Genomic DNA, 11,989 nt, shown 5'->3' with positions numbered 1-11,989 from the left:
AACCAACAGAGGAGGAGTCTCTCATGGCTCGATATACAGGTCCATCTTGGAAATTGTCACGCCGTTTAGGTATCTCACTAACAGGCACTGGTAAAGAAATTGAAAAGCGTCCATACGCACCAGGACAACACGGTCCAAACCAACGTAAAAAACTTTCCGAATACGGAATGCAATTACAGGAAAAACAAAAACTACGCTTTATGTACGGAGTGAACGAACGTCAATTCCGCACACTTTTCAACAAAGCTGGTAAAATGCAAGGTATTCACGGTGAAAACTTCATGATTCTTCTTGAAACTCGCTTGGATAACGTTGTATACCGCATGGGTCTTGCACGCACTCGTCGTGCAGCTCGTCAGCTAGTCAACCACGGTCACATCTTGGTAGACGGCAAGCGCGTTGACATCCCTTCATTCGCAGTGAAACCTGGTTCTGAAATCTCTCTTCGTGAGAAATCTCAAAACTTGGCTGCTATCGAAGAAGCACTAGAAGTGAATAACTTCGTTCCAGACTTCGTAACTTTCGATAAAGATACGAAAAAAGGTACATTCGTACGCCTTCCAGAGCGCGGCGAATTAGCTGCTGAAATCAACGAAGCATTGATCGTTGAATTCTACTCTCGTTAATATGTTTGCATTATTAAAAGCCTTAGAAACCTTGTTAAGTCAGGGTTTCGGGCTTTTTTCAAATTATTCATGTAAGTATTATAATGCACGTTAAAGTAAATAGTTGGGACTAGTTTGGGGCTAAGTTAGGGCTAATAAAAAACAGCTTAGGCGGCTAATATACCGATTATTTATGGACCACTCTATTTTTGAGTGGTCTATTTATTTACCATAATAACCAATCCTCAATTAATGGTTTAGTCTTAATAGAATGAACACAATTTCCCTCACGCTCAATCAACCAATTATAGAACGGTACTGGCTTTACTTTTGGCGCATCGTCTTCCACAGTTGAAGATTTATATGACGTCTTTTCCAGTCGCTCATTTGCCTTCTGATGCGCTCCCACAAACACGGCACGTAACGTGCTGGATACTGTAAGCACTCCACTGTTAATATCCCTTATGATATTAAACAAAACATCCTTAGCACGAACAAAATCTTTCACATTATTTATTTCAGTTGCCAATACAACTTTATGCAGCTGATCCTTCAACTCATCTTTCAATGGTAGTGAATGGAATAAGTCGTACAACATTACTTGCCACTCATTCATGAATGCTTTTTTGTTTTCAGATTCTAATGCTAATTGCTCGCCAACGCTTATAATATTATTTGCTTGTTTAGAACTTAAAAGATTAAAAGAATTAAAAGATTGAGTTTCAGATTGTGGAAGACTAACAGCGTCGTTATTGACTTCATCGTCTGTCCCTCGTTAAGACACTTCCGATGGGACATAGGGGAGTATTTTCTAAATGCTGGCACCTTTTATCCCGTTAAGTTTCGTGCCTGGCACCTTTTCGATGATACCTAATTCAGCCAACTTCTTAACGCTGCGATAGACTGTCTTCGTGCTGATCTCCGCTGTACGAGCCCTTTTTCAATGAGCTGTTCTTGTATGTTTTTATTCATTCGTCATCCCTCCAACCGTGAAGGAAGGCGAGAAACGTTGCGCAAATCGCCGCTACTACGTGTCCGTAAATAATTGTGTATTTAACGCCGAATTCCGTGAGTACAACAGTTGACAACCTAAACGCAATAGCCACTTTCGCAATCCAAAACCCGATAAAGTTATAAGTCGCAACAATAGCAAGTGTTCGCATGATATTTTTCACCATTTTCAATCTCTCCTTTTTTAAAATAAAAAAAGAGGACAACAAATGACGCTGCGCAATGCTGCCATCAAATGTTGTCCCGGTTGTTCCAGTAGACTTATTAATATTAAGAATAAATTTTTTCTTTTGTTCAATACTACATAATACTAAAACTAAATGAGGTGCTAATTTTGTATTACTACAAAGAAGAATTGATTAATCCCATCACCCCTCCCGATAGACCAGATCCAGCAGCAGCTAAAGTCCTGCAAGAAATTTTAGGTGGCCACTATGGAGAAATGCGAACCATGATGCAGTACTTCTTCCAAAGTTCTAATTTTCGCGGAAAAGACACACAATATCGAGATTTACTTCGCGGTATATTTTTGGAAGAAATTGCTCATGTCGAACTCGTGCAAAATACAATCAACCAATTGCTAAATGGCTCTGGCGATACTGATTTACCAGGGAATAGTGGGAGTAATCATGCGCCGCTTGAAGATGCAGTAAGACATGCAAACCCTCATCATTTCATCATAGGCGCTCAAGCCTCTCTTCCCGTTGATGCCGCAGGAAATCCTTGGAATGGTTCTTGGGTTTATAGCCACGGCAATCTAATTGGTGATTTGCTGGATAACCTAGTATTGGAATCGACAGGCGTCTTACAAAAAACACGCATTTATGAAATGAGCTCCAATATAACATTCCGTGAAACCTTAGCGTTTCTCATAGTTAGAGACAATGCACATCAAAATGCATTCGCGAAAGCGTTAGAAACGCTAGGTGTAGATTGGGGAAAACTTTTCCCAGTCCCTAACTATGATATAAATAAATATCCTGAGTGCAGAAAATACGTGGAATTAGGATATCACAATGCTCAATTCAATTTCCGTTTAGATCCAACTAGAATCGCCGAAATTTATCAAGGACAATCACCAAGTAGAAATGAAGGTGAACTTAAAGTTACTCCTCCACCTGCAGGCTTCCCGGTTCCTTTGATGCCTGATATGCCTAATGAACATAGTCCCGGTATAAGTGATATGAATCGTTAATCATCTGACCCCAAGTCGTATACTTGGGGTTATTTTTTTCTTCAACTTCTTATCTTTTCGTATAGCTCACTTCGTAAAATAAAGGCTTATCATCTTGCCAAGTAATAACTTGCTTTCCAAATCCGTTGCCTGGCTTGTCCACCTTCTCCAATTGACCATCTTTCACTCGATACACTGCATTCTCTTCTAAATTCACCACTGCTGTTTTTCCCACAGGACCCCTCCTTGTGTTAACATAATGTCAGCTATAACGGGGAGAAATCTCTGTCTTTTTTATTTACAAATACCTTCATCAATAAAAATAAAATCTTAATTGTTCTTGATTATCCAAAGTTGCCAATAAAATATCTTTTTCACTAACATTAGAAATTGACATTTTATGTTCTAACCAAGTAACGTCTTTACCTATCTGGCTTAATTCAGCGAGATCTATTTTCCCTTCCTTGATAATCGTCTTCGGAATAGAAAAAGGATCTTTTACTAATTGAATATCTTTCGGAGTTAATGCCTGAAGTTGCGGCGATAAGAAAAAAGAAATGGTTCCATCGGGTTCCCACATTGCAAGGGCGACTTGATTAATTTCTGCAACTTTTGCTTTTCTAGCTTCTGATAATAAATGGTCTATTGTGATCCTTGCTTTACCCAATTCTTTATACAGAATTTCTCCATTTTTTATTAAAGGGAAAGGAGATGGTTCTAACCATTTTCCAAATCCTCTCGACTTCAAAGAAACAAATACACTTAGCAAGTAAAGAGCAATTAGCACCCCTGTCGTAATAATTGAACCTTTTAATCCTAACTGCTCGTCTGATAAAGGGTGTGCAAGTATATTTCCAAGTATTAAGGCTATAGTAAAATCAAGAAGCCTTAACTGTGCAATTGAGCGGCGTCCCAATAATTTGGTTGCCAAAAGTAAAACGGAAAATGAAACTATTGCACGTAATATCCATTGAATACTTGAAAGATTTTCTTGACCATAAAAAAACTCCACTTATATTTCCACTCCGTTTCTCTTTCAACATTTCAAATTATTGTTGCCATAAAATTTAAAAACATGCGTGTTTCCCATAGGATACCTCTTTGTGTATTACAATGTTGTCAGCCATGACGGGAGAGGTCCTGTCTTTTTTTGTTTCTCTAACATATTAATTGCAGTTGACCGTTCGGATCTTCTGCTACTTCTTCGCAAGCGTAATGTCCACTAAGTATCAATTCAAATATTGATTCCAGTACTTGCACCACTATGCTATTTCCTGCCTGATGATAAAGTGTGCGATTCATAACGAGCAATGCGAAGCTTCATCTATTCGTTTTGAATTCCTTAGCCAAGTCATTAATTGACACACCGTCATTCCACATTTCCCAGAATGAAGTAACTCACTTTCTTTCAATGTCCACTTGATTTCAATATCATCCAGAATTAAGATTGTCGGTTCATTTTTCGCGCTGACCATTTGACTCCCTCCTTCCCCATTCTCTGTGTATACCGCAACTGCTGAACATGTACGGATTATCATAGTTACCGTCAGAAAATAGCCAGCCCGCTATGCTTTAGTGTAAGTATTGAACTACCGATTAGCCGGTAGAATGTATATAAAAACAAATGAGGTTCTAACATGTCAGAAAACATACTCCTGCATCTCAACCTCAAATATGTCTTTAACCTCTTGAGAAGCCACCCCGCCATAATTAATATAACCCGTCTCCGACCAATATACTGATCTAGTCATCGTCCCATCTACTAGTTCAATTCCAAAAAACACACGCTTTCCTTCAGTCGCACGTCTTTCTGGTTCATAGGGCATTACCAGCAACTCTTCAATCAGTTTCTCTACATGCTCATCCGTAAACTCCCCAATGAACGATAAATCTTGCTCACTTTGCAAAATGACACGCTGTACTTTCCCTTTTATATCTAAAAAATCTCCTACCGTTTCAGCCTTATCAGATTCAGTTACTTCGTATACTTTCCCGTCCGCTATGATTCGGAATGCCGGATCATAGCCTTTCATCGCATATAATTTTGTGCCTTTTTGCAAATAAGCTGCATCTCCATTTTTCGTTTGATGATTCGTTCCAGCTTGGCCATCCAACATATACTTCACTTCTCCTACTTCACCAGCAGTTTCCCAGTCCTTTTTAAGCTCGTTCATTTCATAGTTCGCCCCATACGTTGCATCATTCCATTTCACAAAATCTACCCAGTCAATAACCGTGTGCTGCGGGGATGGATTGAAAGAGCAAGCTGTCAGCAACAATAAAACGAGAAGTAGTAGTATCCGTTTTCGCATAATTCTCCACTCCTTTTGAACGTAGACGTTGATTTTGGGTTCAAGTTACAAAATACCAACAGGTTAGCTTTGCACACTATATAGAGCTGTGAAGCAAAAAGGATACTAGGTGTGAAAACTTTTCTTCGCAAATAATGACCAATGAAATATTCATCGTCGAGATGCTTCTCGACAATATCTTTATTCTTTAATTCTTAAGTTCTTTGGTTATAGGCCATACCAATATGATACGGTGTGTCGTTTCATATTGGTACGCTCCTTCGTTTCAATGTGATACGTCCGTTGTACCACTTAGAGACGTGCAATCAACTATATTTCACAGTTTTTTATTACAAAATATTAGGAGGCAAGGCTTCATTATGATAAGTAAATAAATCAAATAAAAAGAGCGCCCCTCAAAAGGACGCTCTGAATGACAATTATGCTTTATCTTCCGTGACTGAAACATATTTTACATCTCTATAAAAGAAACAATATAACGTTCCTTTACTATCCGTAAAAACAATATCATTGCTTCGGGAATTGGTTGCGATCCCTAATGCCTCTTCTTGATCTGCTGCTTCTACTGTTCTTAAAATGCTTTCAGCGCCTGCAAAGTGGTATTGTACTCTGTACTTTTTCAAACTTCTCACTTCCCTCTATCTACAGTATTCGACATAGAGAAAGAAAACCCTTTTTTGCGAGGATATGAGCACTAAGTTTTCGTGTTTTCTTAAACATTCACAGCTGTCGTTTCCTAAATAACTTCTTTAGAAAGAAAAACAAGAATATATGTTCTATACAAGTCATTTAAAACATGGTAAGATAAAAAATAGGAGGGTTTTTATGACAGATCGTGAACTGCTTGAACTCTTGATCGACAAAGTTAGCAATATAGAGCGAAATATTTCTACACTAAAGACCGATATTTCTATTATCAAAGAGGAACAAAAGTTTATGAAACAGGCAATTTCAGAACTAGATATAAGCCCCATTGTCCCCAATCAGAAAGCCGATGCGTTATCTGAACAAATCTTTTACAACAAAGCAAAATCAGATGATATGCGTAAAACTCAGCGCTTACTAAACGACCACGACACAGATATACGCATTATCAAAAAGTTGTTAACTAAATAAAAACGTATAATTTTACAGTGCTTATGTATCCAACTTCTTTGTTCGTTCAAACGAATATGACTGTTTTACATAGGCACTTTTAATGATTCCCGCTATCAATTATGCATGTTATTTCAAATACAAAAAGACACCTCCGAAGAGATGCCTTTTCATCCATTATGAATTACGCAACTTATTATATACTCGATCCTTGATACTGAACAGGAAACCTTAATGTCATAGCGTACAGCATATACTCTTTTTTCAATTCACTAACTCCAAGTTAAACAAACTTCACCATACTATATTTCTTTTTCCCACGTCTCACAATGGTAAAAGCGTCTTCCAAACGTTGCTCTGCCCCTACTGTGAACGCTGTATCTGTAATGCGTTCTCCGTTGAAGGAAATCGCACCGTTCGTTACGTCTTCACGAGCTTGGCGTTTGGATGGAGATACACCTGCTTGCACAATGAAATCTACAATATTTTGATCGACTTTTTCCATTTCGACAGTCGGCACATCTTTAAACGCATCTTTCATTTCAGTAGCCGTCAATGCTTTTAAATCTCCGCTAAATAGTGCTGCTGAAATGCGTAATGCTTGACCAAGTGCATCTTGACCATGAATTAGCCGAGTCATTTCTTCTGCTAACGTCTTCTGCGCTTTACGTAAATGCGGCTCTTCTTGTACGGATACTTCAAGTGCCTCAATTTCTTCACGGCTTAGGAAGGTAAAGATTTTCAAATACTTCACAACGTCAGCGTCTGCTGCATTGATCCAGAATTGGTAGAACTCATATGGAGAAGTTTTCTTCGCATCGAGCCATACCGCACCGCCAGCGGATTTGCCGAATTTCGTGCCATCTGCTTTTGTTACCAATGGAATCGTAAATCCGTATGCTTGTACTTCTTCGTCATGCTTTTTGCGAATAACTTCTAGGCCTGTCGTGATATTCCCCCACTGATCTGATCCACCGATTTGCACGCGGCAATTATAGTTATCATATAAGTGGTTGAAGTCTGCACCTTGCATCAACATATATGAGAATTCCGTGAAGGAAATTCCTTGATCTAAACGAGACGCCACATTGTCTTTTGCAAGCATGTAATTGACACTTAGCAATTTTCCATAGTCACGCAAAAATTCGATCAATGACATGGAACCGATCCAGTCATTATTGTTTACAAGTTTCGCGCCATTTTCTGTTTGGAAATCAAAGATCATCTCAAGTTGTTTTTTGATTCCACGAACATTCGCATCCACTTGCTCTGTCGTCTGTAATTGGCGTTCTTCAGAGCGTCCAGATGGATCCCCGATCATTCCAGTAGCGCCACCAATTAATAGGATCGGCTGGTGTCCGTGTAACTGGAAGCGACGCAGTGTCAGCATCGGTACGATATGGCCAATGTGCATACTATCCGCGGTTGGATCTACTCCGCAGTATAGTGAAATCTTCTCGTCTGTTAGAAGCTTCTCAAGACCTTCTTCATTCGTCTGTTGGTATAACAAGCCTCTCCAACGTAAATCGTCCATTAATTCATTCGACATGTTCTATATCCCCCTATTTTCAACGTAAAAAGTCCCCACACGATCAAAAAATGATCATGCAGGGACGTTAGTTGATGATTTATAACGCGGTACCACCCGGCTTGAGAGTAAATACTCTCCGGCTTTGAGGCGCTAGTAACGTTGCGCAAAACGTACACTCCAAAACTGTAATTCATGTATAGTGCACCGAACAGCTTCCACCAACCGCTGTCTCTCTTAAACGGAACTCACTATCATTACTTCGGTTTTTTCGACATGTAATTTCGTATGAGTTCAATTTTACCCAACTTCCAATGAAAGTCAACATTTATTGCATATTTCCTTCTGATTCTGTGATATAATGAGTAAGATTTTTGGGGGGAGAAAACTTTGAACAACGAAAAGAATAATAGAATTAAGCAACTTGAAGATAGGTTTGAACAAGCAAAAAAAGAGCCTTGGGCCAAAAAACTTCGCATTGGAACCGGTGTACTTTGGAACTTGTTTTTATTACTCATTATCTTCGCCGTCATCGGGGCCGTATTTGCGAGTTCAGTTGGTGCAGGATATTTCGCTTCTCTTGTTGCGAAAGAACCGTTACGTACTAAGGAAGAACTTCGGGATCAGGTGTTTAATTATGAAGAGACTTCTGAAATGTACTTTGCAGACAGTATCTATCTAGGCAAGATCAACTCGGACATTGAGCGCCGACAAATTACGCTGGATAAAGTTTCACAGTATGCACTGGACGCCGTGTTAGCTACTGAAGATGAATACTTCGAAGAGCATAAGGGCATCGTGCCAAAAGCGATATTCCGCGGAGTGTTCCAAGATGTTACGAACTCAGACAGTCAAACGGGCGGATCGACACTCACTCAGCAGTTAGTGAAAAACCAGATCTTGACGAACGAAGTTTCTTATGAACGTAAAGCTAAAGAAATCTTGCTAGCTATGCGCCTGGAACACTTCATGACGAAGGATGAGATTCTAGAAGCCTATTTGAATATCATTCCTTATGGTCGGGATGTTTCGGGGCAGAATATCGCAGGCATCGAAACAGCCGCTCGCGGAATCTTTGGTATAAAAGCTAAGGATTTAAGTTTACCTCAAGCTGCATATATTGCGGGTATTCCACAAGCACCGTATACATACACGCCTTTCTACAGTAAGAACCAAGGCATTAAGGAACGCGAGAAGCTGATGTATGGTGTAAACCGGATGAAGACCGTATTGTTCCGTATGCGCGATGCAGGCTATATTTCAGAAGCCGAATATCAGGAAGCTCTTGCGTATGACGTAACGAAAGACTTTAGACAGCCTTCACGTCGTGCTACTGAACGTTATCCGTATGTCACACAAGAAATTCAAAATCGCACAATCGAAATTTTAGCTAAAGTTTTGGCTGAAAAAGATGGCATTGACGCGGATCGTTTTGAAGGAGACTCCAAGATTAAGGAAAAATACGAAATTATGGCAGACCGTTCTATGCGAACAGACGGCTATCGTATCTACTCTACTATCAACAAAGAGCTGTATGACAAGATGAATGAAGTCGCTGACAGCTTTCAGTACTACGGCTATACGTATACTACGGAAACACTGGATGAAGAGTCAGGTAAAATGATTACGAAAGAAAATCCTGTTCAAGTCGGTGCGTCGATGATCGAGAACCATACAGGGAAAGTACTTTCATTCGTGGGTGGACGTGATTACGAACTGGAAGCATTGAATCATTCTACTCAAGCTTACCGACAAAACGGATCTTCCATGAAACCATTACTGGTTTATGCACCTGCCATTGAATATGGTGTAATTGGTGCAGGTAGTCCACTAGTGGATGTGAAGTTTAGAAGAGGCAGTTACGCACCCGGTAACTATTTCGACCGTGAGTTCGGTGTATTACCAGCCCGTGAATCACTGGCACGTTCTCAAAACTTATCTACTATCCGTCTATACGACCAAATAATAGATAGAAATCCTATTGATTTTCTTAAGAAAATGAAATTTGCAAATGCTACCGATAAGGCAGGCATGGGTCTTTCTGCATCATTAGGTACTATGGATGTCACTGTAGAAGAAAACACAAATGCTTACGCTACATTCGCTAATGGTGGTCAATTCATCGAGTCGTATATGATCGAACGAATTGAAGACATGAAAGGTAACATAGTATTTGAACACAAAGCAAAACCTGTTGAAGTGTTTAGTCCAGAAACTTCTTATATCATCACTGATATGATGCGTGATGTACTAAAAGGTAACGGTACAGCTGCACGTTTACCTGGCTTAATGAATTTCCGTCCCGATTTAGCTGCGAAGACAGGGACATCCCAGCATTACGGGGATGCTTGGCTAGTCGGCTATAATCCAAATGTATCGCTTGGTGTTTGGATGGGTTATAAAAATCGCAATACACCGTTATATCACGGCTACAACAGCGGTCAAATGCACCCATCAGAACGGACAGCACGATTGTACGGACAATTGATGAATGTAGCCAATACGGTCATACCGGAAACGATTAAAGCAAGAGATACATTTAAACGCCCGAATGGCGTCGTAACACGTTCATTCTGTGGCATTTCGGGACTAGCTCCTTCTACTGCTTGTTCAGCAGCAGGACTTGTTCGATCAGATTTATTTAATTCGAAAAAGATGGTTCCTACGAAAGTAGATGACAGTATCGTTTCATCTGCAGCTGTTCGAGTGAATGGCAAACTATATCAGGCATTAGCTTCTACTCCTCGTGAATTTGTCACGTCCGGCGGTATTGGTGTAACTTCTGAATATGGTAAGCGGATGCTTGGACGCTTAGGTGGAGATGCTTCCAAACTTCTTGCAGGTCGTGGCGGATATGCAAGCACCGTCGCAGGATCTACATTCCCTGCAGACAACGTACCACCTGCAGCCGTATCAACAGGACAAAATGGATCTGTTCTTACATGGACTGCTTCGTCTTCTAATGATGTAATCGGTTATTACATTTATCAGAACGGTGTCAAAATCGGTACGGTTCATGATGGTGCTTCTAGATCGTATAAAGTCGGATATGGTTCATACTACGTACGCGCAGTTGATATTACTGGCTTACTCTCGGGACCTTCCAACACTGTAACCAATTCGGCACCTGCACCAAAAGCACAGCCGAAATCAGATACGAATACTGGAGCTAAACCAAGTACGACATCTCCAGAAACGAAGTCGGATGCAAAGTCGGACACAAAACCGGATACCCATTCTGAATCAAAGCCGGAAGCTAAACCAGAGACTACACCAGAACCTACACCTGAAACAAAGCCTGAAGCGACACCGGAACCAAAGCCGGATGCAGCTCCAGCAGCAAAAGAATAACTAACAAGCCGGATGACCATTCTAAATTGTCATCCGGTTTTTTACGAAAATTTTCACCAAATCGCATGACAACCACTCCTCTCCTTCTTCCTTCAAACTTCACCATTTTTTACTTCGCATAGATAATTACCGACAATTCAGTGATTTTAGGATAATTATATACTTTTTCTCACTATAAATTGTATACTTAACACAGAGCAGCACGTACCGAACTTACAGCGAGTAGTTGAGCGTACAAAGGGTAGATATATTAGGAAGAGGTGAACTATTTGAAACATGAAAAGACCTACTTTTCCAGAACATTTCCGCATAACGAAGATGAACTGGTCATAGAAGGACCTGTTTCATCAGAACGACTGGCATCGTTTGAATTTCACGAAGGACTGAAAGCATTCCGCCCATCTACACAACAACAAGAAGCATTGGTGAAAATTGCAGCGTTTCCTGAAGGCCGGATCAATATAGCGAGAATCGATAATATGATTGTTGGGTATGTTACGTTTCTTTATCCTGATCCACTCGAACGCTGGTATGAAGCAGAATTAGCCAATTTAATAGAACTAGGCGCCATCGAAGTAGTTGCGGATTATCGCGGCGCACGTATCGGTAAATCCTTACTAGAATTATCGATGTTGGATGATGCGATGGAAGATTATATTATTATTACGACTGAATATTATTGGCACTGGGATTTAAAAGGGACTGGTTTGACAGTATGGGATTATCGTAAAATGATGGAGAAAATGATGCGTGCAGGTGGCATGGAATTCTTCTCCACTGATGATCCTGAAATTTGTTCCCACCCTGCCAATGCATTAATGGCGAGAATTGGAAAAAGAGTTGATCAAGAATCCATCGAACGCTTTGACCGTGTACGTTTCAAAAATCGAGTTAATTATTGAAAGTGAGGAAT

At 40.1% G+C, this 11,989-nt stretch carries 13 protein-coding genes; 5 read left to right on the top strand and 8 right to left on the bottom strand.

What is annotated here, in order from left to right; translation table 11 throughout:
* Positions 1-23 precede the first annotated feature (23 nt).
* Entirely contained in the window at positions 24-626 is a 603-nt protein-coding gene (gene rpsD, locus CSV63_RS06630) for a 30S ribosomal protein S4 (RefSeq protein WP_099695126.1), read from the top strand.
* Between the two features lie 205 nt (positions 627-831).
* Here rpsD and CSV63_RS06625 read toward each other — a convergent pair whose 3' ends face one another.
* Both CSV63_RS06625 and CSV63_RS06620 read right to left on the bottom strand, forming a co-directional pair.
* Complete coding sequence (locus CSV63_RS06625) at positions 832-1,203, bottom strand: hypothetical protein (RefSeq protein ID WP_099695125.1); 372 nt, start codon at positions 1,201-1,203, stop codon at positions 832-834.
* Between the two features lie 370 nt (positions 1,204-1,573).
* Positions 1,574-1,783 carry a hypothetical protein gene (locus CSV63_RS06620; protein ID WP_099695124.1) on the bottom strand — a complete coding sequence of 70 codons (210 nt, stop codon included), beginning with the start codon at positions 1,781-1,783 and terminating at the stop codon, positions 1,574-1,576.
* 167 nt (positions 1,784-1,950) lie between these two features.
* Here CSV63_RS06620 and CSV63_RS06615 point away from each other — a divergent pair, with 167 nt between their 5' ends.
* Entirely contained in the window at positions 1,951-2,811 is an 861-nt protein-coding gene (locus tag CSV63_RS06615) for a manganese catalase family protein (RefSeq protein WP_099695123.1), read from the top strand.
* Positions 2,812-2,860: 49 nt separating this feature from the next.
* Here CSV63_RS06615 and CSV63_RS06610 read toward each other — a convergent pair whose 3' ends face one another.
* The 5 genes from CSV63_RS06610 to CSV63_RS06595 form a co-directional block, all read right to left on the bottom strand.
* On the bottom strand, positions 2,861-3,025 hold the full coding sequence (locus tag CSV63_RS06610; protein ID WP_099695122.1) for a DUF3954 domain-containing protein: 165 nt from the start codon (positions 3,023-3,025) through the stop codon (positions 2,861-2,863).
* A gap of 78 nt (positions 3,026-3,103) precedes the next feature.
* Positions 3,104-3,802: a DUF421 domain-containing protein gene (locus CSV63_RS06605; protein WP_099695121.1), complete on the bottom strand. Its 699-nt coding sequence runs from the start codon at positions 3,800-3,802 to the stop codon at positions 3,104-3,106.
* A gap of 286 nt (positions 3,803-4,088) precedes the next feature.
* On the bottom strand, positions 4,089-4,265 hold the full coding sequence (locus CSV63_RS16465) for a hypothetical protein (RefSeq protein ID WP_158233923.1): 177 nt from the start codon (positions 4,263-4,265) through the stop codon (positions 4,089-4,091).
* Between the two features lie 165 nt (positions 4,266-4,430).
* Positions 4,431-5,102 carry a hypothetical protein gene (locus CSV63_RS06600; RefSeq protein ID WP_099695120.1) on the bottom strand — a complete coding sequence of 224 codons (672 nt, stop codon included), beginning with the start codon at positions 5,100-5,102 and terminating at the stop codon, positions 4,431-4,433.
* Positions 5,103-5,521: 419 nt separating this feature from the next.
* A complete protein-coding gene (locus CSV63_RS06595) occupies positions 5,522-5,725 on the bottom strand; it encodes a hypothetical protein (RefSeq protein WP_099695119.1) in 204 nt (67 codons plus the stop codon).
* 202 nt (positions 5,726-5,927) lie between these two features.
* Between CSV63_RS06595 and CSV63_RS06590 the strand changes: the two genes are divergently transcribed.
* Entirely contained in the window at positions 5,928-6,218 is a 291-nt protein-coding gene (locus tag CSV63_RS06590) for a hypothetical protein (protein ID WP_099695118.1), read from the top strand.
* A 262-nt stretch (positions 6,219-6,480) separates the two neighbouring features.
* Here the strand turns inward: CSV63_RS06590 and tyrS are convergent, their stop codons facing one another.
* On the bottom strand, positions 6,481-7,746 hold the full coding sequence (tyrS, locus tag CSV63_RS06585) for a tyrosine--tRNA ligase (RefSeq protein WP_099695117.1): 1,266 nt from the start codon (positions 7,744-7,746) through the stop codon (positions 6,481-6,483).
* Positions 7,747-8,115: 369 nt separating this feature from the next.
* Between tyrS and CSV63_RS06580 the strand changes: the two genes are divergently transcribed.
* Entirely contained in the window at positions 8,116-11,076 is a 2,961-nt protein-coding gene (locus CSV63_RS06580) for a transglycosylase domain-containing protein (protein ID WP_099695116.1), read from the top strand.
* A gap of 269 nt (positions 11,077-11,345) precedes the next feature.
* Complete coding sequence (locus CSV63_RS06575) at positions 11,346-11,978, top strand: GNAT family N-acetyltransferase (protein WP_099695115.1); 633 nt, start codon at positions 11,346-11,348, stop codon at positions 11,976-11,978.
* The last annotated feature ends 11 nt before the right edge of the window (positions 11,979-11,989 follow it).

The organism is Sporosarcina sp. P34 (assembly GCF_002743375.1).
Classification (GTDB): Bacteria; Bacillota; Bacilli; order Bacillales_A; family Planococcaceae; genus Sporosarcina.
Note: the sequence above shows the minus strand (reverse complement) of the source record. Positions and strands in the feature narration are given on the sequence as shown.

What these genes read in the sequence shown, in the direction of transcription:
- CSV63_RS06620 (WP_099695124.1), bottom strand. Translation starts at nt 1,783, where the DNA reads ATGGTGAAAAATATCATGCGAACACTTGCTATTGTTGCGACTTATAAC.
- CSV63_RS06600 (WP_099695120.1), bottom strand. Translation starts at nt 5,102, where the DNA reads ATGCGAAAACGGATACTACTACTTCTCGTTTTATTGTTGCTGACAGCT.
- tyrS (WP_099695117.1), bottom strand. Translation starts at nt 7,746, where the DNA reads ATGTCGAATGAATTAATGGACGATTTACGTTGGAGAGGCTTGTTATAC.
- CSV63_RS16465 (WP_158233923.1), bottom strand. Translation starts at nt 4,265, where the DNA reads ATGGTCAGCGCGAAAAATGAACCGACAATCTTAATTCTGGATGATATT.
- CSV63_RS06625 (WP_099695125.1), bottom strand. Translation starts at nt 1,203, where the DNA reads ATGTTGTACGACTTATTCCATTCACTACCATTGAAAGATGAGTTGAAG.
- CSV63_RS06590 (WP_099695118.1), top strand. Translation starts at nt 5,928, where the DNA reads ATGACAGATCGTGAACTGCTTGAACTCTTGATCGACAAAGTTAGCAAT.
- rpsD (WP_099695126.1), top strand. Translation starts at nt 24, where the DNA reads ATGGCTCGATATACAGGTCCATCTTGGAAATTGTCACGCCGTTTAGGT.